We start from the raw sequence: 23,736 nt of genomic DNA, 5'->3' as shown, positions 1-23,736 counted from the left end.
ATAAGATAGTCGTTGTTGTACAAGAAGATCAAGTTTGTATAAGAAAAATTTCATAGAGGAGGAGAAATAATAGCGCCGAGCGCCCAGTTAAAAGACGTTAACAGCTATTTTTGCCACGGAATACACGGAAATAGACGAAGTTAAACGCTATATAAAGATAAAAATTACTTTATATAGCGTTTAACTAACAGTATTTGGTCACTTTTCCGTGTTGTTCCGTGTATTCCGTGGCAAGAAGGTCTTTAGAGATCGGCGCGCCTGTAGGCGTTAATCTACTTTCTGGCGGGCGATTTCTATTTCATCATTGTATTGGCGCAGCAACTCGGCTTTGCTTTTCATCATGATCTCGCCGCCCTTGCCCACAGACATATGCTCAGGATCATCAACGTGCAGTGCTTGCCACATTAACACCGCCTGCAAGCTGCTGGCTTTTTGCTCCGCCGTTAAGGCAATACCGTCCGGCCATTTACCGATTTCAACGGCGGTTTTAAGGCGCAAATACACCTCTTCTGGCATCTTGACAATCACTTCTTGAAACGAGGACATGGGGTGTCTCCTACAGCTGAAATAAAATAATGGCGAATAAAAAAGGCGGCCTAAGCCGCCTTTTACCGTCACTCGGCATTCAATACCGGTGTGCGCATTAAACTTAGCGCGGTAAGTCCATCAGCTCGATACCCGACATTTTTTGCATGACGCGTACTACCTGACAGCTATAACCAAACTCGTTGTCATACCATACATAGAGTACGGCGCGGTCATCTTCGGCAATAGTAGCCAACGAATCCACGATGCCGGCGAAGCGCGAGCCTACCATATCGGTAGACACTAACTCACTGCTGGTGCTGAAATCAATTTGCTGATGCAAAGGTGAGTCCAGTGACATGGCCAACAAGTACTCGTTTAACTCTTCGGCGTTAGTCGGCTTATCTAAATTCAGGTTGATCACCGCCATCGACACGTTTGGCGTGGGCACGCGAATTGCGTTACCGGTCAACTTGCCTTTTAGCTCAGGCAGCGCCTTAGCTACGGCTGACGCAGCACCTGTGCTGGTTAATACCATGTTCAATGCGGCACTGCGGCCACGACGGTCACCTTTATGAAAGTTATCAATCAGGTTTTGGTCGTTAGTATAAGAGTGCACGGTTTCTACGTGGCCGTTCTTGATCCCGTACTTATCGCTCACCGCTTTCAGTACTGGCGTGATGGCATTAGTGGTACAAGAGGCGGCTGATACGATATTGTCGGTAGGCAAAATCATGTTGTCGTTTACGCCAAACACGATATTTTTAATATCACCCTTACCCGGTGCGGTCAGCAATACGCGTGCCGCGCCCTTGGCTTGCAGGTGTTGGCCTAGGCCGTCTTCATCACGCCAAATACCGGTGTTATCAACGATTAAGGCATCGTTAATGCCGTATTGGGTGTAGTCAATCTCGGCTGGGCTATTAGCGTAGATCACCTGAATGTAGGTGCCGTTGGCGATAATGGCATGGTTTTCCATGTCCACTTCAATAGAGCCGTTAAAAGGACCGTGTACCGAGTCGCGACGCAATAAGCTGGCGCGCTTTTCTAAGTCGTCTGCCGAGCCTCGCACCACAATCGCACGCAAACGCAAACCGTGGTTGCCGCCCGAACGCTCAATCAATAACCGCGCCACCAAGCGGCCAATACGACCAAAGCCATACAAGACCACATCGGTCGCTTTGTTAGCATGTTCATGATCGAGTGCAGGTGCCAGTTCTTGTTGCAAAAACGTCGCTAAGCCAGACTCGTCTTTATGGGTCTCCCAGTAGCTGACAGCCAGTTTACCCAAGTCTATACTCGCGGGCGCTAAATCCAGCTCGCTCAATACTTTTAAGATAGGGTAGCTTTGGCTAACCAACAGGGCTTTGCCTTCATGGCGGCTGGCCACACGGTGCGCCTTGATAATCTCAATGGTTGACGCATTGAGTAAGGGGCGCGCATGCACGCTAATTTCTACGCCCTGATTACGGTATAATTTGCCGATCAGGGGCTGCATAGATTCTGCCAATTCTTGGCTTTGCTGCCAAGCAGACAGGTAACTCTCGTGGGTCATTGACCGAGTCCTTTTATCAGGTAACTATCATGAAGATTGATGCCAACCGACGAACGGGTGCATCAGCTCTATTAAGTGCGCCCATTTTAGTAGATAGGGGGTATGATTACCAGACTAAGGACAGCTGATTAAATACTCATATGAAAATTAAACAGTCGATATTGCTGCTTGCAGTCCCTTTCTTTTTAGCAGCCTGTGACCGAGATCGCATCCCTAACATTTGTGCAGACACCCCACAATTTTGTGTAGATTTACATGCAGACAGCTGGTGTAAGTTTGAACGCACCGCTTTAATACGTGCGCGCAAGCAACAGGCCACGCTCCCCAGTGCCATGCATGATTATGACTTACTGAACAAGCTACAGACTTACCATAACTGCTTAGACCCACTGCTAGCCATTGAGTATACGCGCCACAAAGAGCGGAAAAACGATAAGGTAGAGGCGGTATATCATGCTAAAGAAGCCATCAACCAACTGGCTATCGATACCCAAGGCTCGGATCATCCGCAATTGCTACTGTGGCATTGGCAGCATAAAGGCAGCCAGCAAGCCAAGGCGCGTTTTATTAAGCTCGCCGACCGTGCCGAAATGCAAGACCCCGAGCTACAAAATGCCCTTGCCGAATTATTGCTGCTGCGTGATAGCGACGCCGCCGAGCAAGCATTACACAAGGCACTCAGCCTATATCACAAAGGCGACGCCCTAAACCCGGATATTATCGCCAACCTGCTGACGCTGTATATTCGCCAGCAGCGCTATCAAGAGGCGTGGATTTGGACGCAAGTATTGAGCAAATTGGACTACCAAGAAAATATAGAACTCAGCCGGTTGAATACTTATGCCCAGTTTAGTGTCGACCAACAGCAACAGTTGCAGCAAGATGTCGAGCGTATTTTAGAGCAGTTGGCGAAAGGCACTTACTCCGCTCCCAGCCACATCACCAAACTGAAAGTCTAAACGGTTAGCGCTAAATATTATCCGTCTGCGTAAGCTGTACCCATCGGCATAACAGCATTGACGCTGGCGGTTATTTTTGTCAGCGTAACCATAAAATTATCTCCCTTTGCATAGAGTAGTAAGATGAAAATTAAGCTAGCTATTAACGGTTTTGGTCGCATCGGTCGACTGATGTTTCGCGCCGCTTGTGAACGCAGCGACATGGAAGTGGTCGCTATCAACGACTTGCAAGACCTTGAGTACATGGCATATATGCTGAAATACGACTCGACCCACGGTCGTTTTAAAGGCGAGGTGCAAATTGAAGGTGGCAGATTAATCGTTAATGGCAAGCCAGTGCGTGTGACTGCCGAGCGCAATCCCGCCGATTTAAACTGGGGTGAGCTGGACGTAGACGTGGTCGCCGAGGCGACCGGTATCTTTATGACCGATGAACAAGCCCGCGCGCACATTCACGCTGGCGCTAAAAAAGTGGTATTAACCGGCCCCTCAAAAGATGACACCCCTATGTTTGTGATGGGGGTTAACCAAGCGCAATACGCGGGCCAAGACATTGTCTCTAACGCTTCTTGTACCACTAACTGCTTGGCACCCTTAGCTAAAGTAATCAATGATAACTTTGGCATTGTAGAAGGCTTAATGACCACGGTGCACGCCATGACGGCCACCCAAAATACCGTTGATGGCCCGTCCAAAAAAGATTGGCGCGGTGGCCGCGGTGCCAGCCAGAATATTATCCCCTCCTCCACCGGTGCGGCTAAGGCCGTGGGCAAAGTGATCCCAGAGCTTAACGGTAAGCTCACTGGCATGTCGTTTCGCGTGCCCACCGCCAACGTGTCTGTGGTCGATTTAACGGTACGCCTAGAAAAAGCCACTTCTTATGCACAAATTTGCGCCACCCTTAAAGCCGCCGCCGAAGGTGATTTAAAGGGCATTATGGGCTATACGGAAGATGCGGTAGTCTCCACTGACTTTATGAGCGACACCCACACTTGCGTGTTTGATGCGGGTGCGGGCATAGCGCTGAATGATAACTTCGTAAAACTAGTGGCTTGGTATGACAACGAAATGGGCTATTCCCATAAGACACTAGACCTAATCGCACACATCTCAAAGTAAGTCACTAACAGCACAAGCGCTAAGATCTAAGCCTCCGTTTAATAAACACGGGGGCTTTTTTGTCTGCATTTATCAATAGTTTTGCGCTTCATCCCTTACCGATTTTGGGTGTGACGGAGCGTCCTAACAGGCCGTCCTAACAGGCCGTGCCTAGTGTCCAGATCCGCCGTTGGCGGATTTCGCGGCTAAAGCGCGCGACTACATTCGCGCTCTATGTCGATATCAAACTCCTTGTTGGCTCGTCCTCTTCACCCTTTACGCTTCACCCTTCACCCCTCACCGATGTAATTCAGCTCTGATCACTATTTTTCCGTGCGTTCCGTGGCAAAAAAGTCTTTAGTCACTAAGAGCCAAAGCGAGATTCTGACACTCAATAGGATGACAGCATAAAGATAAACAGCGCCCTTTGTTGAGCTTGGTGCTAAGCGCTGAGTGCTCGGCGCTGATCCAGTGGTCCAAACTTGTCCGATTGAAACCTTAATCGCTAGTCACCCTGATGAGTAATGGCTATGCTCGGCAAAAATTATTCCCATAAAACTATTCTACCAATCATAAATTAAAGGGCTCATCATGAAGAAGACTCTAGTTAGTGCCACTTTGGGCTTAACCCTGCTGGCGGGCACTGCGATTGCCGGCTCTAATTTTTCTTATGACCAACCACGAGTCACAGTAGCCCAAGCACTGCGCATGAATGACGACCATGATATTCGCCTCACCGGCTATGTGGTCGAGCAAGTCGGCAAAGAAAAATACCTGTTTCAAGATGGCACCGGCACCATAGTGGTGGAAATTGATGAAGATAAGTGGCGCGATATGCGTGCTAGCTCGCGCACCCGACTCACCATTTGGGGCCAATTAGACGAGGAAGATCACGGTAATGAGCTGGAAGTGGATCACTTAGAGTTAGCCCGCTAATCCTTGATCCTAATCAAGCCGCGCGCCAATGAGTGAGTTAGTCCCTCGATATTGAGCACTTGGCATAGTAAAATGCCGGATTCGGCCGCCATTAATGGCGGCCTACTGACTTGATATCAGAGATTAACTTAATGTCCGACGCTCACACTGCTGTTACGCCCCCTATTACTCCCGGCTTCGTTCCCGAATTGCTCTCACCTGCGGGTACCTTAAAAAACATGCGTTATGCCTTCGCCTATGGCGCCGATGCTGTGTATGCGGGCCAGCCCCGTTATTCGCTTCGGGTGCGCAATAACGAGTTTAACCATGAGAATCTCAAGATTGGCATAGATGAAGCTCATGCCTTGGGCAAAAAATTCTATGTGGTGGTAAACATTCAGCCCCATAACGCCAAGCTAAAAACCTTTATTCGTGACATGCAGCCCGTGATCGAGATGGGGCCTGATGCGCTCATTATGTCGGATCCGGGTTTGATTATGTTGGTGCGTGAGCACTTTCCTGAGGTGAGTATTCATCTGTCGGTGCAAGCGAACGCGGTAAACTGGGCGTCGGTGAAGTTTTGGCAAGAGTACGGTATAGAGCGGGTTATTTTATCGCGGGAATTATCGCTAGAAGAAATCGAAGAAATTCGTGCCCAATGCCCAAAAGTGGAATTAGAAGTGTTTGTGCATGGCGCACTGTGCATGGCCTATTCGGGCCGGTGTTTATTGTCTGGCTACATCAACAAGCGCGATCCCAATCAGGGAACTTGCACTAATGCTTGTCGTTGGGAATATAAAGTACATGAAGCCAAAGAAGACGATGCTGGGCAAATTGTGCATCGCCAAGAGCCGATTATGGTGCAAAAGATAGACCCTGCAAAAGAAGCCATTAACGAAAGCCCTGCCCCCACGCTCGGTGCCGGTGCACCCTATGAGCATCCAGTGCTGTTAGAAGAAAGCAATAGGCCTGGCGAGTATATGGCCGCTTATGAAGATGAGCACGGCACCTACATCATGAACTCCAAAGACTTGCGTGCCGTGCAGTATGTAGAGCGCTTAACGCAAATGGGCGTGCATTCTTTAAAAATTGAAGGCCGTACTAAGTCGTTTTATTACGTGGCACGCACCGCTCAGGTTTATCGCAAAGCCATCGACGATGCCGTGGCCGGCAAGCCGTTTGATGTCAGCCTGATGAGTACGCTGGAAAACCTCGCCCATCGTGGTTACACAGAAGGCTTTTTGAAGCGCCATGCCCATAGCGATTATCAAAACTATGAAATCGGCCATTCGGTGTCCACTCAACAGCAGTTTGTTGGTGACGTGACTCGCCGTGATGGCGACTGGGTCGAAGTAGAAGTGAAGAATAAATTTAGCGTCGGCGATAGCTTGGAGCTAATGACGCCCGCCGGTAATATCAGCTTCGTATTGGAGCAGATTAAAAACCGTAAAGGTGAGTTAGTCGAGGTCGCGCCCGGCAGCGGGCATGTAGTATTTATTCCCTTAGATAAGTCTATCAATGCGGACTTTGCGATTTTGTTGAAACATTTAAAATATTAAATTAAAGCGCCCTGCGCCCAGCACTAAGCTTAACAAGACGGCTCAGAGCGAAGAGCTGAGTTTGTTCTTAGCTGGGCGTCGGGCGCTGGTTACTCGGCGCTAAATTTAACCCATAAAAAAAGCCGAGACAGTGTCTCGGCTTTTTGTTTGCTATTTTTGACGTGTCCGGCTAATTACTCAGCGGTTTTATCGTCATTATTAGCAGGGGCAGCTTCATCTGCTTGAGCAGGGGCTACGGTAACTGGAGTTCTTGGAGCAACAGTAGTCGGTGTAACTACTGGAGCTACTACTGGAGTGGCTGTTGTTTGAGTAGCCTCAAGGGTAGGCGCAGTTTGCACTGGCGCTTCAGTCGTGGTTTCTGCGGCTTGCTCTTCAGCTACGCTTGGCTCTTTTGCTTCTTTAATAGATAAGCGAATGCGGCCTTGGCGGTCCACTTCTAATACCTTAACGGCAACCGTGTCACCCACAGTCAAATGATCCGAGACGTTTTTAACGCGCTCTTCGGTGATTTGTGAGATGTGTACTAACCCGTCTTTGCCCGGCAGAATGTTAACGAAGGCACCAAAGTCGGCTAAACGTACTACCTGACCTTGATAAATAGTGCCAGGCTCCACTTCTGCGGTTAACTGCTGAATACGGCTAATGGCCAATTTTGCAGCTTCGCCATCAACGGCGGCAATTTTAACGGTGCCATCGTCGTCCAGCTCAATGGTAGTGCCGGTTTCTTCGGTCAGTGCACGGATGGTCGCGCCGCCTTTACCAATCACATCACGGATCTTCTCTGGATTGATCTTGATGATGTGAATACGCGGTGCAAAGTCAGAAATCTCTTCCCGTGGCGCTTGCATAGCTTCGTCCATCACTTTTAGGATGTGCAAACGGGCGTTGCGCGCCTGATTTAATGCCGCTTCCATGATGTCTTTGGTAATGCCTTCGATTTTAATGTCCATTTGCAGTGCGGTAATACCTTGAGTAGTACCGGCCACTTTAAAGTCCATGTCACCTAAGTGATCTTCATCACCCAAGATGTCAGACAAGACAACATAACCTTCGTCTTCTTTCACCAAGCCCATGGCAATACCGGCCACTGAGGCTTTAATCGGCACGCCCGCGTCCATCAATGCCAGTGACGTACCGCACACGGATGCCATAGAAGAAGAACCGTTCGACTCGGTAATCTCTGCCACCACACGCACTGTGTATGGGAACACATCAACGCTTGGCATAATTGCCGCCACACCGCGCTTAGCCAAACGACCGTGACCAATTTCACGACGCTTAGGGCTGCCCACCATGCCAGTTTCGCCGACACAATAGGGAGGGAAGTTATAATGCAGCATGAAGTTGTCGGTGCGGGTACCGGTCAGCTCATCAATCATCTGAGCATCACGCTGCGTGCCGAGCGTGGCAACCACTAAGGCTTGAGTTTCACCGCGCGTAAACAGTGCCGAGCCGTGAGTGCGTGGCAATAAGCCGGTGGCCACATCCAATGCACGGATCATGTCGGGTTCGCGACCATCGATACGCGGCTCACCGCGCACGATACGACCACGGACTATGTGCTTCTCAAGGGCGGAGAAGTGCTCTTGTACTTCTTTGCTGTTTTGCTGTGGGTTACTGGCTAATACCGCCGCCATAACTTTAGCTTTGATCACGCTCAGTGCATCACGGCGCGCGGTTTTATCGGTAATGCGATAGGCTTCGCCCACCTCATCCGTTGCCAATTCAGCCACTTGGGCTTTCAGCGCTTCATTTTGTGCTTTTGGCTGCCAATTCCAAGGCTGAGTGCCCACTTCGGCGGCAAATTCTTTAATGGCGGTCACGGCGGCATTCAGTTGCTCATGGCCATAGACCACAGCACCTAACATCACTTCTTCTGGCAAGATATTGGCTTCAGACTCAACCATCAATACCGCATTCGCCGTACCAGCAACCACTAAGTCCAGCTCACTGTTACCCAGTTCAGTCACAGTCGGGTTTAATACGTATTCGCCATTAATGTAACCCACGCGGGCCGCACCAATGGGGCCGGCAAACGGCAGACCCGAAATGGCCAGGGCCGCAGAGGTACCCAAAAGCGCAATAATGTCCGGCGAAATCTCAGGATTGACCGACATAACAGTGGCAATAACTTGCACTTCGTTTTTAAAGCCCGCTGGGAATAACGGACGAATGGGGCGGTCAATCAAACGTGAAGTTAGCGTTTCACCTTCTGATGGGCGGCCTTCTCGTTTAAAAAAGCTGCCAGGAATTCGGCCTGCCGCATAGGTGCGTTCTTGATAGTTAACGGTTAACGGAAAAAAGTCTTTGCTTTCGTCCGCATCCCGCTTGCCCACTACTGTGACCAGAACGGCGGTATCATCAATGCTGGCCATCACAGCACCACTTGCCTGACGCGCCATAACGCCAGTTTCTAGGGTTACTGTATGTTGGCCATACTGGAAGGTTTTTACGATAGGATTCACGTTTTAGATTCCTTAATATATGTTTTTGGTCTTTTAATATACCGCCACAGTATACGTGATTATGGGCTAAAGCACAGCGAATGCGGGTGGCCGACAGTGTGAGTGGTAAGCCGTGAGGCATTATCCACCCCCATGCACAGGTGCGGTTTCCCCCCACGCTTCACCCCTTACCCTTCACTCTAAAAATCAGGCAACAAAAAAGGGGCCTAAGCCCCTTTTTGTTAAATTGAGTGTGTCGATTAACGACGCAGACCCAATTTAGCGATCAGTGCAGTGTAACGCACTACGTCTTTACGCTTCAGGTAGTCCAGCAAGCTACGACGCTGAGATACCATGCGCAACAGACCACGACGGCTGTGGTGATCGTGGATGTGCTGTTTGAAGTGACCTTGCAGGTGGTTGATTTGCGCGCTCAGCAAAGCAACTTGTACTTCAGGAGAACCTGTATCGCCTTCGCCACGAGCGTTGTCAGCAACGATTTGCGCTTTAGTTTCTGCATTTAGTGACATCTTGTGTACTCCAAAAAAGATGAATGTTTTCTCCAGCCGATCACTAATTCAGCTGGAAAGTAAGCTGCGCATTCTACCAGTTGCATCTGTGTTAGCAACCAGAAAATAGCGTGCTCAGTAAATGAATGGTGTAACGGATATAAATTCACCGTTCATTTACTGAGATAACGTGAGGTCAAAAAAGTGAGATGAAAAAGGTGAGGCGAAAAATGAGATGTGAGGAGTTAGTATTAACACCCAATCTGTCGAAGCTGTGCTTACGCTTTCCCCACACGCGGTGGATTAAAAATAAACACCGCCGTTTGTGACCTTTCGCTCTTTGCCGTCTTCCTGAACTTGCTTCAGGATCTCGGTTTAGTCTTTAGGACATAAAAACGAGATCCTGATTTTCATCAGGAAGACGGCATAAGACAGCACCGAGCTAAACGCCTCACCATATATAAATCAACGCACTAAGCGTTTTGGTGCCACTTTGCCGTCGTCGTCAATCTCACCGACACCGATAAACAGCCGTTGCTCGCCCACTGTCATCCGTACTTGACCCGACGCGGGCGCACCGGAAACTTGCACCGCTTGGCCTTGGTTAATGTAACCGGCCACCAGCTCTGACATATTGACTTCTGCCAGACCGGCCACGGCTGTATCCATGGGCAGCAACAGTGGATCCAGCTCCAAGCGCGGCAATATCTCCTGCGCACGGCAATGCTCGAGCATGGTTTCTAGCTGCTCTAGGGTCACCATGCGTTCAGTTGGATAACTGGCCACCGCTAAGCGGCGCAATACCGCCACATGGGCGCCACAACCCAGCAGTTCGCCCAAGTCATCGACGATAGTGCGAATATAGGTGCCCTTGCTGCAGTGAATTTCCAACTCCAGCTCGTCGCCTTCAAAGCGCACTTGGATCAGTTCAAACACCGTAATCGGCCGCGATTCGCGTGGCACTTCTATGCCTTCACGCGCGTAGTGATATAAGGGTTTGCCCTGATATTTTAGCGCCGAATACATAGACGGAATTTGTTGTGTGGTGCCGCGAAAGCTGTCCAAGGCCACAGCCAAAGCATCATCGGTCACATTAACGGGGCGCGTCTCTACCACTTCGCCATCGGCATCACTGGTATCGGTGCGCAGACCAAGCTTGGCCACCACGCGATAGCGCTTATCGGCTTCCAGTAAAAACTGGGAAAACTTAGTGGCTTCGCCCAAGCAAATGGGCAGCATACCGGTGGCCAATGGATCCAGCGCACCTGTGTGCCCCGCTTTTGCCGCCGCATAAATGCGCTTTACTTGCTGCAAGGCATCGTTAGAGGTAATGCCTGCTGGCTTATCTAGCAGCAGGATGCCGTCTACCGCACGGCCACGAAATTGACGCTGACGCCCCATGATTAATCCTTCTTTTCTGCTTGATCTTGGTCTTGCTCGTCGTTTTGCTCAGCATCGGTTTCTGGCTCACCAGTGCCAAACTCTTGGCTGCGACGCTCATCTTCGGCGATGGTGCTTGAAACCAAGGTCGAGATCCGCATACCTTCAACCAAGCTTTGATCGTAAGTAAAACGCAGCTCCGGGGTAATGCGCAGACGCATGGCTTTGCCCACTAGGCTGCGAATAAAGCCACTGGCGTCTTTTAGTACTTTCATACCTTGAGTGATGTTCTCAGGATCGTTATCCAAGAAGGTCACAAACACCTTGGCTGAGCTTAAATCTTTAGACAGCTCAACACCGGATACGGTGATCAAGCGCAGTCGATCATCTTTAATTTCGCGCTGTAGGATCAAGGCAATTTCTTTTTGTAATTCCTGACCTACACGACGTGAACGGCTAAATTCTCTCGCCATAATATTGTAATCCCATTAAAAAAGGAGCCTTGAGGCCCCTTTAGATTGATTAAGTTAACATAAGAGTGGCCCTCAGCCCGAGGCAAAGGGCCTACTCTTTCAACCTTGAGTGGTTCAGGTCGGCGTGCCTTTACAGGGTACGCTTTACTTCTACGATTTGGAAAACCTCAATCTGGTCGCCCGGACGTACGTCATTATAGTTCTTCACCGCGATACCACATTCCATGCCATTACGCACTTCTTGGACATCGTCTTTAAAGCGACGCAGAGATTCCAGCTCGCCTTCGTAAATCACCACGTTATCACGCAGTACTCGAATCGGATTGCTGCGCTTCACGTTACCTTCAGTCACCATACAACCGGCTACTGCGCCAAACTTAGGCGAACGGAACACGTCACGTACTTCGGCCAAACCAATGATTTCTTGCTTGAACTCAGGAGCCAACATGCCGGTCATGGCCTGTTTCACTTCGTCGATCAGCTCATAAATTACGCTGTAGTAACGCAGGTCGATTTCTTCCGCTTCAATCATCTTACGAGCAGATGCATCGGCACGCACGTTAAAGCCTAAGATAATGGCGTTAGAAGCCGCGGCCAAGCTGGCGTCAGTTTCGGTAATACCACCCACACCAGAACCGATGATCTTCACTTTCACTTCGTCCGTAGACAGCTGCTCAAGTGAGTCGGCAATGGCTTGGATAGAACCTTGTACGTCAGCTTTAAGTACTAGGTTAACTTCTGCAACTTCGCCTTCTTCCATGTTAGCAAACATGTTTTCAAGCTTAGCGGTCTGCTGGCGAGCCAGTTTCACATCGCGGAACTTACCTTGACGATAGAGCGCCACTTCACGGGCTTTCTTCTCGTCACGTACTACGGTTGCTTCATCACCGGCTGCCGGTACACCGGACAGACCTAAGATTTCCACCGGCTGAGACGGACCTGCGGTCTTAATATCACGGCCTAGCTCATCACGCATGGCACGTACACGGCCATACTCGAGTCCGCACAATACGATATCGCCTTGGTTCAGCGTACCTTCTTGTACTAAAACGGTAGCTACTGGACCACGGCCTTTGTCGAGACGTGATTCAATCACCACACCAGACGCCATGCCATCAACCACAGCATTTAGCTCTAATACTTCAGACTGTAGCAAGATAGCTTCTAACAGCTCATCGATACCTTCACCGGTTTTAGCCGAGATATAGGTAAAGATGTTTTCGCCGCCCCAGTCTTCTGACATCACGCCGTGCTGAGACAATTCGCTCTTCACGCGATCGATATCTGCTTCGGGCTTATCCATCTTGTTCACGGCCACAATCAAGGGCACGTTCGCCGCTTTGGCGTGCTGAATCGCTTCAACGGTTTGCGGCATTACGCCATCATCCGCTGCCACTACCAAGATAACGATATCGGTAGCGCTGGCACCACGAGCACGCATAGAGGTAAAGGCCGCGTGACCTGGGGTATCCAAGAAGGTAATAGAGCCGTTTTCGGTTTCTACGTGGTAGGCACCAATATGCTGAGTAATACCACCGGCTTCGCCAGACGCGACTTTAGCGCGACGAATATAATCCAGAGTAGAGGTTTTACCGTGGTCTACGTGACCCATGATGGTAACCACTGGCGCACGAGTTTCGCGTGCTGCATCTGTGTCGCGGTCTTGCAACACGTGCTCTTCTAATTCGTTTTCACGACGCAGAATAACCTTGTGACCCATTTCTTCTGCCACTAGCTGAGCAGTTTCTTGGTCAATCACTTGGTTGATGGTGGCCATGGCACCCATCTTCATCATCACTTTGATGACGGCGACGCCTTTAACGGCCATCTTGTTAGCCAGCTCTGCCACGGTAATGGTTTCGCCAATTTCCACGTCACGATTCACAGCTTGCGCCGGTCTTTGGAAGTCGTGCTTCATGGAGTTAGGCATCATCACCTTAGCGCGCTTGCCTTTACGCAGACGCTCATTACGGTTTTCACGCTCAAGACGGTCTTCTTTCGACTTACCACCACTGCGCTTTTTGCCACCGGTGCTACGACGAGCTTTGTTTTCTTCAGACTTATCTGCTTCATCTTCTGCGGCTTTGGCAGAGGCGTTGGTCATCACATGATAGTCTGCGTCTTCTGGCTTTTTGGCAGCCGCGGCTTCTTCAGCCCAACGCTTTTCGTTTACTTCTGCCAGCTTACGTACTTCTTCAGCTTTTTCTTTGGCATCTTGCTCGGCCTTACGCAAGATTTCTTGCTCACGCTGCGCGGTTAACTTTTCTGCTTCGCTCTTGGCCATATTGTCCACCTTTTTCGGCTCTTTGCTTTGGGGTTTTGCTTTCCCCTGCTCTTTGGTGTTCTGAGCTTGCGGCTGAGCCTGGCGAGCTTTGTCTTGCGCGTCATGCTTGGCTTTATCTTGCGCTTCACGTTTAGCTTTCTCGTCGGCTTCACGCTTGGCTTGCTCTTCGGCTTGCTGTTGAGCCTGCGTTTCTGCTGCTAAACGCGCCTGCTCTTCTGATTCTTGTTGACGCTGCAGCTCTTCAGCCGTGTCACGTCGGACGTAAGTGCGTTTTTTGCGCACTTCCACCTGTACTTCTTTGCTCTTACCGCCAACCACGGGCACATTTAAGGTGCTCATGGTTTTGCGCTGCAGTGTCATACGCTTAGGCTCGTCTGCCGCACCGCCATGCTGTTTCTTAAGAAATGTCAGCAAATCGGCTTTTTCGGTTTCCGATACGGAATCACCGACGGATTTCTCCATGCCGGCTTCACGAAACTGCTGTACAAGACGGTCAACTGATGTGTCTATGTCGCTGGCGAGCTGCGATAATGTAACTTCTGCCATTAATATACCTCCGCTGATCTTATTCTTCGGTCTGGTCACCAAACCAACAGATATTACGGGCCGCCATAATCAGCTCCCCAGCTAGGGTTTCACTCAGATCTTCAATTCCTTCAAGATCGTCAATGCCCTGCTCTGCTAGTTGTTCCAGATCCGCAACACCACGGGCGGCAAGCGCATACGCCAGCTCCCGGGTCATGGAGGGCAATGCGAGCAAATCTTCTGCTGGCTCTACCCCTTCGAATGATTCTTCTTGCGCTAGCGCTCGAGTGGTCAGGGCAGCCTTGGCACGATTACGCAGCTCCTCCACCATCTCTTCATCTAGGCCTTCAACGCTCAATAACTCGCTAACCGGTACATAGGCAATTTCTTCCAACGAGGAAAAGCCTTCTTCCATAAGCAAGCCTGCAAAATCATCGTCAATATCCAGATGTTGAATAAAGAGATTGATGATCTTATCGCTTTCGACCTGATGTTTGTTCTGTAAATCTTCGACCGTCATCACGTTCAACTCCCAGCCAGTTAGCTGGGCGGCCAAACGTACGTTTTGACCATTACGACCGATGGCTTGCGCCAAGTTGCCTGACTCCACGGCTATATCCATGGAATGCGCATCTTCATCGACGATGATAGAAGAGACGTCAGCCGGCGCCATGGCGTTGATCACAAACTGTGCAGGATTATCATCCCACAGTACGATATCAACGCGCTCGCCATTAAGCTCACCGGATACGGCTTGCACTCGGGCACCACGCATGCCCACACATGCACCAATGGGGTCTATGCGGCGGTCGTTGGTTTTAACGGCGATCTTGGCACGGCTACCTGGGTCGCGTGCAGCACCCATGATATCGATAACTTCTTCGCCAATCTCTGGCACCTCAATGCGAAACAGCTCTTTCAAGAAGTCAGGGTTGCTGCGGCTAATAAATAGCTGTGCACCGCGTGCTTCTGGACGCACGGCATAAAGTAGGCCACGCACCCGGTCGCCGCTGCGAAAGGTTTCGCGCGGTAACATGTCTTCACGGAAAATCACCGCTTCAGCGTTATTACCCAGATCTAAAATCACATTCTCACGGGTGGCTTTTTTCACCACACCGCTAATGATCTCGCCTTCTTGATCTTTAAACTGCTCAACCACTTGCATACGCTCGGCTTCACGTACTTTTTGTACGATCACTTGCTTGGCGGTTTGGGTGGTGATGCGGTCAAAGGTCACAGAATCGATGTCGTCTTCGACGAAGTCGCCAACTTGAATTTCTGGCTCATCAATTTGTGCCGCTTCCAGTGTGATTTCGCCGTAAGGGTTGGTCAGGGTTTCCTGACTTTCCACGACTTGCCAACGACGGAAGGTTTCGAAGTTACCGCTCTTACGATCGATTTCGACTCGTACTAGGATATCTCCGTCATATTTCTTTTTCGTCGCCGTGGCTAATGCCGTTTCTAAGGCTTCAAAAATCTTTTCGCGAGGCAATGCTTTTTCGTTAGAAACCGCATCTACCACTAGCAATATTTCTTTATTCATGTCCGACTGCCTCGTTAGTCAAAGTTCGGAACCAGATGTGCTTTTTGGATATTAGCGAAAGCAATCGGGAACTCAGTTCCGTCTACCTCCAGTCTGATCAGGGTGTCATCTACTGCCACTAGGAGTCCGCTTAACTTACGATGATTATTCACCGCCATGCGCAGGGACAATTCAACCTGTTCACCAATAATGGCTTGGTAATGAGCAGGTTTGAATAAGGGGCGAGCCATACCTGGCGAAGAGACTTCCAGATCATATTCGGTAGTAATGGGATCTTCCACGTCCATTACGGCACTCACCTGCCGGCTTACCTCAGCACAGTCGGCGACTTGAATACCGTTTTCATGGTCGATATACAAACGTAAGGTCGAATGCCGCCCGGCACGGACGAATTCGAGCCCTAGCAATTCAAAGCCCAAAGCCTCTACGGGCTCTGTCAGCATTTCGGTCAATCGTTGTTCCAATGTAGCCAAAGCTACCCTCCGAAAACAAAAAAAGGGCTCGCAGCCCAGTGAATGTGCACCCTAATTGGGTGCTAACGTGCAGATAACAAAAAGCCCCGATCATCAAATCGGGGCTATTCACCTGGACCCTGACTGTTGTCTTACGACAACCACTTATCACAGGGTAGCTTCACCACTGCAATAAATGTGAGGAATTGGTTGCGGGAGCCGGATTTGAACCGACGACCTTCGGGTTATGAGCCCGACGAGCTACCAGACTGCTCCATCCCGCGTCCGAAAAATTACGTAGAATTAAACTAATTCAAACTACGTGGAATTATAGTTATTTTGAATTTGAAATTCAAGCTAACATAATTGGTGCCGTGAGCGGGAATTGAACCCGCACGCCCATACAGGCACTACCCCCTCAAGATAGCGTGTCTACCAATTCCACCACCACGGCAAATCTATTACTCAGGTACGTCGCTGCTGATAACAGAAGGTACATCACTGTTATTCACGCCGGGGACGTCCCCTGCAGGAGTGCTTTCTTGAACTACTGTTTCAGAAAGGTCATCCCACTCGCTTCCTTGTTGGGTACTGTTACTGGATAAATTACCCAGCGCCAGACTCACAATAAAGAAGCCTGCTGCCAATAGCGTGGTCGCTTTCGTTAAAAAGTTACCTGAACCACTGGAGCCAAAAACGGTATTGGAGGCACCTGCACCGAAGGAAGCGCCCATATCGGCACCCTTACCTTGCTGAATCAACACCAAACCAACTAAGGTCAGTGCAATAAGCAGATACACCACTAAAAGAATTTCGTACATCAGCTACACCTTTGCTTGACGTCTGAGCCCCGCATCAGACTACTGTCCGGAGCGGGGCTAATACTAGCCATAGGCTTAGTGGGTTACAAGCTCAATTTCAAAAAAAAAGCGCGACTGAACGAAAAGTCAGCAAAAAGACCATTCCATCGCCGTTTAACGTACCGCATCGCCAATATAATGGGCCAATCGGCTCACTTGATCCAAATCTGCCCCTTCCACCATCACCCGAATTAATGGCTCAGTGCCGGACTTTCTTAATAGCACCCGTCCGGCGCCGGCCAGTTCGGCTTCGGCTTCAGCCACCCGCGCCTGCACGTCTGCATCGTTCAGAGGATCTGTATCGGCGGTGAAGCGCACATTATTGAGCACTTGGGGGAACAGCACTAAACTTTTACCTAAGGTATACAAGTCTTGTTTGCTGCACACCATGGCACGTAATACTTGCAAAGCTGCCACTATGCCGTCGCCGGTACTGTTGTGTTCCAGGCTGATAATGTGTCCGGAATTTTCACCGCCCAGTTTCCAACCGCGTTGCTTGAGCTGCTCCAATACATAACGATCGCCGACATTGGCGCGCACAAAAGGAATATCTTGTTTCGCTAACGCCAATTCCAGTGCCATATTGGTCATTAAGGTGCCCACTACACCGCCGCCTAGCGTGCCTCGCCTAATAGCATTGTTCACCATGATATAGAGCACTTGATCGCCATCGAGTAATGCGCCGGTGTGATCCACCATGGCTAACCGGTCACCGTCTCCGTCAAAGGCGATACCTAAGTCTGCTCCATGCTCAACGACAGCTGCCATCAAGGCTTCTGGCGCGGTTGAGCCTACTTGGTCATTAATGTTAATACCGTTAGGCTCACACCCCGTGCGGATCACTTTAGCCCCCAGCTCTTCAAATACCGCCGGCGCTATGTGATAGGTGGCACCATGTGCACAATCGATAACGATAGTTAAGCCGTCGAGGTGCATTTCTGAGGGAAAGGTGCTCTTGCAAAATTCGATATAACGCCCCGCCGCATCAATAATTCGGCGAGCCTTACCTAACTGCTCAGAAGCTACACAGTCCATAGGTTGATCGAGCATGGCTTCAATGGCCAGCTCGACTTCATCGGGCAACTTGGTGCCGTCATGAGAGAAAAACTTAATACCATTGTCATAATACGGATTATGAGAAGCACTGATCACAATACCGGCTTCGGCCCTAAAGGTACGGGTCAAATAGGCAATCGCTGGAGTCGGCATGGGCCCTAACAAGGCCGCTTGTATGCCTGCCGCAGACAAGCCTGCTTCTAATGCGGATTCCAACATATAGCCAGAGATACGGGTATCTTTACCGATTAACACTTTTTTCGTGCCGGTTTGTGATAATACCTTACCCGCCGCCCAACCCAACTTCATTACAAACTCAGGTGTGATGGGATATTCGCCCACATGGCCACGAATACCGTCGGTACCAAAATATTTTCTGTTCATTTTTTATCCCTAATGCGTATTTCTAATTTTTAACTCAATTCTTAATTCGTGAGTCTTATATCCAACTCTTATACCAAATTATTATACTCGAATCTTATGTCAGATAATGTGCGGCATATTGCCAGACGCGCAGCGCGTCAGTCATTTCTTTAACATCATGCACCCGCAAAATATGGGCACCTTGATTTATCGCAAATAAGTGCGCGGCCAGCCCGCCTGCTAATCGCTGGTCGACTTCCCGATTGAGCAACTGCCCTAACATCGACTTGCGGGACATGCCCACCAATAACGGCAAGCTCATAAGTCTGAGTTGGCCAAGTTTACCCAGTAATTCATAATTATGATCTAAGCCTTTGCCAAAGCCATAGCCCGGATCTAAGCATAATCGTTCTCGGCTGATCCCGACTTCGATGCAGGCCTGTACTCGCGCCTGTAAAAAATCCACGACTTCGGCCGTCACATCTTGATAGCCCGGTGCCTGTTGCATGGTGCGGGGCAAACCTTGCATATGCATTAAGCAAATAGCCGCACCGCTGTCAGCCGCCACTTGTAAGGCATTGGGCTCACGCAAGGCTCGAATATCGTTAATCAAGTCGGCGCCCGCGCTCACCGCTTCTTTCATCACCACGGCTTTACTGGTATCAATCGAAATCCAGCAGTCTAGCTCTTGGCGTAACAGTTCAATCACCGGTATCACTCGGTCTAATTCAGCTTGCTCAACCACCGCATCGGCACCGGGGCGCGTCGACTCACCGCCAACATCAATTAAGGTGGCGCCATCCATCAGCATCTGCTTGGCATGCTTAAGGGCGGCCTGTGGCTCAATAAAACGCCCACCGTCAGAAAAAGAGTCGGGAGTTAAATTTAAGATGCCCATGATCTGCGGGCGAGATAAGTCCAAGCTTTTGCTCGTGCTCGATAACAGCATAATCTGTATTCCAATCTATCTGGGTAAACGGTTTCGGTGGACGGTCTCATTTCAATCTAAGTAAAATGTGCTCGGTTTACGTCAGGGCAAAAACACCGCGTCGAGCTGAAAGACAAACACCGTCTTTTATTTAGCTTGGCGCTCGGCGCTGAATTATCCCTGTCAGACTTGAGCACTATTTTCCGCGTTCTTCCGTGGATTCCGTTGCGAAAACAGCTTTGTGGTGTGGTCATCGGTTCCGCCTTCGGCGAAATACGAGAACAAGTGATCGCCTACAAAAACCTAGCCCTATGGACTAATCAGTGGCCCTAACTTACGGCTTCGAACTTACTGCTCCGCGAAGGGGTATAGTAAATAAAAAAGCCCCGAACAGAATATGTTCGGGCTTAATTTAGCATAAATTTTTACTAACTGGTGAGATCACTCGGCTTATTCAAATCCGGCGCACCCGTCTTCGGCTCTGCAACCGAACCTGACTCTTTATCATCAGTATTCTTGGTCGCGGTAGGCCCTTGTGGCTTGTCATCAGACTCTTCAACCCAATCGGCGGGTGCACGTACTGCACGGCGCGCCATTAAGTCATCAATCTGCTTAGCATCAATCGTTTCATACTTCATCAAGCAGTCTTTCATCGCATGCAATATATCGATGTTATCCAGCAAGATTTTCTTAGCACGATCATAGTTACGATTAATCAGATCTTTCACTTCAGCGTCAATCGCTTGCGCGGTTTCATCTGACATGTGCTTCACCTTAGCAGAAGAGCGGCCCATAAAGACCTCGCCTTCTTCTTCTGCGTACAGCAAAGGACCCATTTTTTCTGACAGGCCCCACTGAGTCACCATCTTATGAGCTAAATCCGTCGCCCGTTCGATGTCGTTAGACGCACCTGTAGTAACCATTTCAAAGCCGTAAATAATCTCTTCCGCTAAACGGCCGCCATACAGGCTAGAAATCATCGACTCCAAATGCTGTTTGCTGTAGCTATATCTGTCTTGCTCCGGCAAATACATGGTCACACCCAGTGCCCGACCACGAGGGATGATGGACACTTTATAAACAGGATCATGCTCTGGTACTAAACGACCAACGATAGCGTGACCCGCTTCATGATAGGCAGTCATGGCTTTCTCTTTCTCAGACATCACCATAGAACGGCGCTCGGCACCCATCATGATTTTGTCTTTAGCTTTTTCAAACTCATCCATGGACACCACACGGCGTGATGAACGCGCCGCAAACAGGGCCGCTTCGTTGACCAAGTTCGCCAAATCTGCACCACTGAAGCCTGGCGTACCGCGTGCAATCACGCTGGCCTGCACATCATCACCTAACGGCACACGACGCATGTGCACCTTAAGGATTTGTTCACGACCACGCACATCAGGCAAGCCCACTACCACTTGACGGTCGAAACGACCAGGACGCAGCAAGGCGGGGTCTAATACGTCGGGACGGTTAGTGGCCGCCACGACGATGACACCTTCGTTACCTTCAAAGCCATCCATTTCAACCAGCATCTGGTTCAGGGTTTGCTCACGCTCATCGTGACCACCACCCATGCCAGCACCACGTTGACGGCCTACCGCATCTATTTCATCGATAAAGATGATACAAGGCGCAGATTTTTTCGCTTGCTCAAACATGTCGCGCACTCGAGAGGCACCGACACCCACAAACATTTCCACGAAATCAGAACCGGAAATCGTAAAGAATGGCACTTTGGCCTCACCGGCGATGGCTTTCGCCAGCAATGTCTTACCGGTACCGGGCGGACCTACTAACAAAATACCGGTCGGAATACGCCCGCCGAGCTTTTGGAAGTGGCTCGGATCACGTAAGTAATCCACGAGCTCCGCCACGTCTTCTTTGGCTTCATCACAACCGGCTACATCGGCAAAAGTGGTCTTGATTTGGTCTTCACCCATCAAGCGCGCTTTGCTCTTACCAAAGCTCATGGCACCTTTACCGCCACCGCCACCTTGCATTTGACGCATGAAGAATACCCAAACGCCGATCAACAGCAACATGGGGAACCAAGAGATGAAAATAGACGTCAGTAAGCTCGGCTCTTCTGGCTTCTCACCCACTACACGGACATTATTATTTAACAAATCGTTCAGTAGCTGCGGATCTTGTGCGGGTAAAATAGTCGTGAATCTATCACCACTGCGCTTAACACCGTTCACGGTGCGTCCATCCATGCGTACTTCGCGGATTTGTCCTTGAGATACTTCCTGCACAAAGGTGGTGTAGTCCGTTTGGCGTCCACTCGGCTCACTTGGGCTAAAGCTCTGGAATACCGACATTAACACCACGGCTATGACCAACCACAGGATCAAATTTTTTGCCATGTCACTCAAATTACTAACCTCACCGGCTGACTGTTTATGACTTCGACAGAGTACTACAGTTTAAAACCTGTAGCCACAATGTAAACTTCTCGCGAGCGGGGCCGCGACGAATCGGGTTTTCTTACTCTTACTGAACTAAAAGACCGTCTCACTTCTAATAAAAACTCATCAAAGCCGGCCCCTTGGAACACTTTCACCACAAAGCTACCTTTCGGAGCTAATACTTGGCGACACATATCGAGCGCTAATTCGACTAAATACATCGACTTGGGCTGATCCACTTCTCGGGTACCACTCATGTTGGGTGCCATATCCGAGAGTAAAACATCGACCTTATCTTGCCCTACTCGCTCGAGTAATGCGTTAAGTACAGCCTCATCTCTAAAGTCGCCCTGCAAAAAACTGACACCAGCAATGGCATCCATGGGTAACAAGTCACAAGCAATCACTTGCCCTTTGGCTCCCACTTGCTCTGCGGAAAACTGACTCCAACCGCCGGGTGCTGCACCTAAGTCCACCACCGTCATACCCGGTCTGAACAAGCGATCCCGCCCTTGCAGTTCTTCTAATTTAAACACAGCCCGGGAACGTAGGCCTCTTTTGTGCGCTTCTTGTACGTACTTATCACTGAAGTGCTCTTGGAGCCAGCGCGTTGAGCTGCCCGAGCGTTTTTTGTTCGCCATTTTATTATCGCTCTGCTATTACCATTGAAGCTAAGATGGGGGTACAATAGCCCCCTTTCAACCTATTAACTGAAGCATTTTGCAATGACCCTGACTAATAAGCAAAAACAATACTTAAAAGGCTTGGCTCACAGCCTAAAGCCAGTGGTATTGCTTGGCCAACATGGCCTGACCGAAGGCGTGTTAGCCGAAATCGATCTGGCGTTGAACTTTCATGAACTGATTAAAGTGAAGGTAGCCTCTGAAGACCGCGACACCAAGGCTCTGATCATAGATGCCATCGTACGTGAAACCAAGGCCTTTAAAGTACAAAGTGTTGGCCATGTGTTGACGCTGTACCGTGCCAGTGAAGAGAAAAAAATCAGTTTACCTCGCGCCAAATAAGCCCATAGGCTAACCGTGCTTACTGATACAAGGGGCCGCATACTTACAGCTGCCCCAGTATTTTGTCACCTCGGTGTCTTTACATAAGCGCCTTGTAAGCCAGACGTTCAAGCCAACCGCCACTAACAGTACCGCCCCTTACTTTACATTTATCGTTCGCTCGCCATAAGCTCAAATACCCATTTATTATTGATTAAGGTATTGCGCTGTGCCGAGTCACCCTTATCTGTCAGAAGAAGAAATCGCGCTGCTGAGCGAATTATACCAAGCTGATGGGCCACAGGACTGCCTGACCCTACCCTTGTTATTGGATAAGCAGGTAGCCCCCTTATTAGCGCAAGCCTCACGCTTAGAGCTAAAACTGGTAATGGGTGAGCTGATGTTTAGCTTTCCGGTTACCCTCTCCCACTCCTTTGCGTACCCAGAGCAAGCAGAACTCAGTGCGCCCTCCATTACTTGTGAAATAGGTACCAATGACATCAGTGCGAGTAGCATCAGTCATGGCGGCCATCCGCGCGCTTGGCGATTGCCAGCACCTGCCCATATCCAATTAAAGCGCGCTAATGGTAAGCCTCTAGCCGCCGAAATACGGGATTTATCCATCAATGGCATGCGCCTGTTATCTCGTCGTGCCCTGTTCCGGCCAGAGAAGGCGACATTGCAGCCTCGGGTGCAAACCTTGCTATTAGTGGTGGGTGAAGCAGAGCTACGCTGTAAAGTAACCTTAGTACGGGAGCGAAAAGGGCCGGCTTTTTGGTTAACCGCCGTTCAGTTTCAACTCAATAGCGCCGACCAGCGCACCCTGTCTGACTTTGTGTTTCAGGGTTTTTTGGCACAAAATGAAAAAAAACAGGCGCCCTAGGCGC

General features: G+C 49.8%; 20 protein-coding genes and 2 tRNA genes. 6 read left to right on the top strand and 16 right to left on the bottom strand.

Annotation, left to right across the window (positions count from 1 at the left end; genetic code table 11):
• Positions 1-267 precede the first annotated feature (267 nt).
• Together CBP31_RS13660 and CBP31_RS13655 are read right to left on the bottom strand one after the other, a co-directional pair.
• Positions 268-546: a YeaC family protein gene (locus tag CBP31_RS13660; protein WP_087038210.1), complete on the bottom strand. Its 279-nt coding sequence runs from the start codon at positions 544-546 to the stop codon at positions 268-270.
• A 103-nt stretch (positions 547-649) separates the two neighbouring features.
• Positions 650-2,080 carry a glyceraldehyde-3-phosphate dehydrogenase gene (locus CBP31_RS13655; RefSeq protein ID WP_087038208.1) on the bottom strand — a complete coding sequence of 477 codons (1,431 nt, stop codon included), beginning with the start codon at positions 2,078-2,080 and terminating at the stop codon, positions 650-652.
• A 140-nt stretch (positions 2,081-2,220) separates the two neighbouring features.
• On the opposite strand from CBP31_RS13655, the gene CBP31_RS13650 reads away from it, so the two are divergent.
• From CBP31_RS13650 to trhP, 4 genes are all read left to right on the top strand, one after another.
• On the top strand, positions 2,221-3,039 hold the full coding sequence (locus CBP31_RS13650; RefSeq protein ID WP_087038206.1) for a DUF2989 domain-containing protein: 819 nt from the start codon (positions 2,221-2,223) through the stop codon (positions 3,037-3,039).
• A 123-nt stretch (positions 3,040-3,162) separates the two neighbouring features.
• Complete coding sequence (gap, locus tag CBP31_RS13645; RefSeq protein ID WP_087038204.1) at positions 3,163-4,158, top strand: type I glyceraldehyde-3-phosphate dehydrogenase; 996 nt, start codon at positions 3,163-3,165, stop codon at positions 4,156-4,158.
• Between the two features lie 570 nt (positions 4,159-4,728).
• Positions 4,729-5,073: a YgiW/YdeI family stress tolerance OB fold protein gene (locus CBP31_RS13640; RefSeq protein WP_087038201.1), complete on the top strand. Its 345-nt coding sequence runs from the start codon at positions 4,729-4,731 to the stop codon at positions 5,071-5,073.
• Between the two features lie 131 nt (positions 5,074-5,204).
• Entirely contained in the window at positions 5,205-6,611 is a 1,407-nt protein-coding gene (gene trhP / locus CBP31_RS13635) for a prephenate-dependent tRNA uridine(34) hydroxylase TrhP (RefSeq protein WP_087038199.1), read from the top strand.
• A 173-nt stretch (positions 6,612-6,784) separates the two neighbouring features.
• Here the strand turns inward: trhP and pnp are convergent, their stop codons facing one another.
• The 14 genes from pnp to rlmE all read right to left on the bottom strand — a co-directional run bounded on the left by pnp (position 6,785) and on the right by rlmE (position 22,486).
• The gene (gene pnp / locus CBP31_RS13630; RefSeq protein WP_169713000.1) at positions 6,785-9,076 is read right to left on the bottom strand and encodes a polyribonucleotide nucleotidyltransferase; all 2,292 of its coding nucleotides are present in this window, start codon (positions 9,074-9,076) and stop codon (positions 6,785-6,787) included.
• A 239-nt stretch (positions 9,077-9,315) separates the two neighbouring features.
• On the bottom strand, positions 9,316-9,585 hold the full coding sequence (rpsO, locus tag CBP31_RS13625; RefSeq protein ID WP_087038197.1) for a 30S ribosomal protein S15: 270 nt from the start codon (positions 9,583-9,585) through the stop codon (positions 9,316-9,318).
• A 444-nt stretch (positions 9,586-10,029) separates the two neighbouring features.
• Positions 10,030-10,965, bottom strand: a complete 936-nt coding sequence (gene truB, locus CBP31_RS13620) for a tRNA pseudouridine(55) synthase TruB (protein ID WP_087038196.1) — start codon at positions 10,963-10,965, stop codon at positions 10,030-10,032.
• A 2-nt stretch (positions 10,966-10,967) separates the two neighbouring features.
• Complete coding sequence (rbfA, locus tag CBP31_RS13615; RefSeq protein WP_087038194.1) at positions 10,968-11,417, bottom strand: 30S ribosome-binding factor RbfA; 450 nt, start codon at positions 11,415-11,417, stop codon at positions 10,968-10,970.
• Between the two features lie 130 nt (positions 11,418-11,547).
• On the bottom strand, positions 11,548-14,247 hold the full coding sequence (gene infB / locus CBP31_RS13610) for a translation initiation factor IF-2 (protein ID WP_087038192.1): 2,700 nt from the start codon (positions 14,245-14,247) through the stop codon (positions 11,548-11,550).
• A gap of 19 nt (positions 14,248-14,266) precedes the next feature.
• Positions 14,267-15,769, bottom strand: a complete 1,503-nt coding sequence (nusA, locus tag CBP31_RS13605; RefSeq protein ID WP_087038190.1) for a transcription termination factor NusA — start codon at positions 15,767-15,769, stop codon at positions 14,267-14,269.
• 14 nt (positions 15,770-15,783) lie between these two features.
• Positions 15,784-16,242, bottom strand: coding sequence for a ribosome maturation factor RimP (rimP, locus tag CBP31_RS13600; protein WP_087038188.1), 459 nt, complete (start codon positions 16,240-16,242; stop codon positions 15,784-15,786).
• 186 nt (positions 16,243-16,428) lie between these two features.
• Positions 16,429-16,505, bottom strand: a tRNA-Met gene (locus CBP31_RS13595).
• 83 nt (positions 16,506-16,588) lie between these two features.
• A tRNA-Leu gene (locus tag CBP31_RS13590) sits at positions 16,589-16,675 on the bottom strand.
• Between the two features lie 7 nt (positions 16,676-16,682).
• Entirely contained in the window at positions 16,683-17,042 is a 360-nt protein-coding gene (secG, locus tag CBP31_RS13585) for a preprotein translocase subunit SecG (RefSeq protein WP_087038186.1), read from the bottom strand.
• A gap of 153 nt (positions 17,043-17,195) precedes the next feature.
• Entirely contained in the window at positions 17,196-18,521 is a 1,326-nt protein-coding gene (gene glmM / locus CBP31_RS13580; protein ID WP_087038184.1) for a phosphoglucosamine mutase, read from the bottom strand.
• 94 nt (positions 18,522-18,615) lie between these two features.
• Complete coding sequence (gene folP, locus CBP31_RS13575; protein ID WP_087038182.1) at positions 18,616-19,449, bottom strand: dihydropteroate synthase; 834 nt, start codon at positions 19,447-19,449, stop codon at positions 18,616-18,618.
• A 407-nt stretch (positions 19,450-19,856) separates the two neighbouring features.
• Positions 19,857-21,812 carry an ATP-dependent zinc metalloprotease FtsH gene (ftsH, locus tag CBP31_RS13570; protein ID WP_087038180.1) on the bottom strand — a complete coding sequence of 652 codons (1,956 nt, stop codon included), beginning with the start codon at positions 21,810-21,812 and terminating at the stop codon, positions 19,857-19,859.
• Between the two features lie 44 nt (positions 21,813-21,856).
• Positions 21,857-22,486 (bottom strand): 23S rRNA (uridine(2552)-2'-O)-methyltransferase RlmE, encoded by a 630-nt coding sequence (gene rlmE / locus CBP31_RS13565; RefSeq protein WP_087038178.1) that lies wholly within the window; start codon positions 22,484-22,486, stop codon positions 21,857-21,859.
• A gap of 84 nt (positions 22,487-22,570) precedes the next feature.
• On the opposite strand from rlmE, the gene yhbY reads away from it, so the two are divergent.
• A complete protein-coding gene (gene yhbY / locus CBP31_RS13560) occupies positions 22,571-22,870 on the top strand; it encodes a ribosome assembly RNA-binding protein YhbY (protein ID WP_087038176.1) in 300 nt (99 codons plus the stop codon).
• A gap of 208 nt (positions 22,871-23,078) precedes the next feature.
• Entirely contained in the window at positions 23,079-23,732 is a 654-nt protein-coding gene (locus tag CBP31_RS13555) for a PilZ domain-containing protein (protein ID WP_087038174.1), read from the top strand.
• The last annotated feature ends 4 nt before the right edge of the window (positions 23,733-23,736 follow it).

The sequence above is a fragment of the Oceanisphaera profunda genome, from assembly GCF_002157895.1.
Lineage (GTDB): Bacteria > Pseudomonadota > Gammaproteobacteria > Enterobacterales > Aeromonadaceae > Oceanimonas > Oceanimonas profunda.
Note: the sequence above shows the minus strand (reverse complement) of the source record. Positions and strands in the feature narration are given on the sequence as shown.

Excerpts from the sequence above, each read along its gene's own strand:
- infB (WP_087038192.1), bottom strand. The coding sequence starts at position 14,247 with ATGGCAGAAGTTACATTATCGCAGCTCGCCAGCGACATAGACACATCA.
- truB (WP_087038196.1), bottom strand. The coding sequence starts at position 10,965 with ATGGGGCGTCAGCGTCAATTTCGTGGCCGTGCGGTAGACGGCATCCTG.
- nusA (WP_087038190.1), bottom strand. The coding sequence starts at position 15,769 with ATGAATAAAGAAATATTGCTAGTGGTAGATGCGGTTTCTAACGAAAAA.
- gap (WP_087038204.1), top strand. The coding sequence starts at position 3,163 with ATGAAAATTAAGCTAGCTATTAACGGTTTTGGTCGCATCGGTCGACTG.
- trhP (WP_087038199.1), top strand. The coding sequence starts at position 5,205 with ATGTCCGACGCTCACACTGCTGTTACGCCCCCTATTACTCCCGGCTTC.
- CBP31_RS13655 (WP_087038208.1), bottom strand. The coding sequence starts at position 2,080 with ATGACCCACGAGAGTTACCTGTCTGCTTGGCAGCAAAGCCAAGAATTG.
- rbfA (WP_087038194.1), bottom strand. The coding sequence starts at position 11,417 with ATGGCGAGAGAATTTAGCCGTTCACGTCGTGTAGGTCAGGAATTACAA.
- rlmE (WP_087038178.1), bottom strand. The coding sequence starts at position 22,486 with ATGGCGAACAAAAAACGCTCGGGCAGCTCAACGCGCTGGCTCCAAGAG.
- rpsO (WP_087038197.1), bottom strand. The coding sequence starts at position 9,585 with ATGTCACTAAATGCAGAAACTAAAGCGCAAATCGTTGCTGACAACGCT.
- secG (WP_087038186.1), bottom strand. The coding sequence starts at position 17,042 with ATGTACGAAATTCTTTTAGTGGTGTATCTGCTTATTGCACTGACCTTA.
- folP (WP_087038182.1), bottom strand. The coding sequence starts at position 19,449 with ATGCTGTTATCGAGCACGAGCAAAAGCTTGGACTTATCTCGCCCGCAG.
- CBP31_RS13650 (WP_087038206.1), top strand. The coding sequence starts at position 2,221 with ATGAAAATTAAACAGTCGATATTGCTGCTTGCAGTCCCTTTCTTTTTA.
- CBP31_RS13660 (WP_087038210.1), bottom strand. The coding sequence starts at position 546 with ATGTCCTCGTTTCAAGAAGTGATTGTCAAGATGCCAGAAGAGGTGTAT.
- yhbY (WP_087038176.1), top strand. The coding sequence starts at position 22,571 with ATGACCCTGACTAATAAGCAAAAACAATACTTAAAAGGCTTGGCTCAC.
- glmM (WP_087038184.1), bottom strand. The coding sequence starts at position 18,521 with ATGAACAGAAAATATTTTGGTACCGACGGTATTCGTGGCCATGTGGGC.
- CBP31_RS13640 (WP_087038201.1), top strand. The coding sequence starts at position 4,729 with ATGAAGAAGACTCTAGTTAGTGCCACTTTGGGCTTAACCCTGCTGGCG.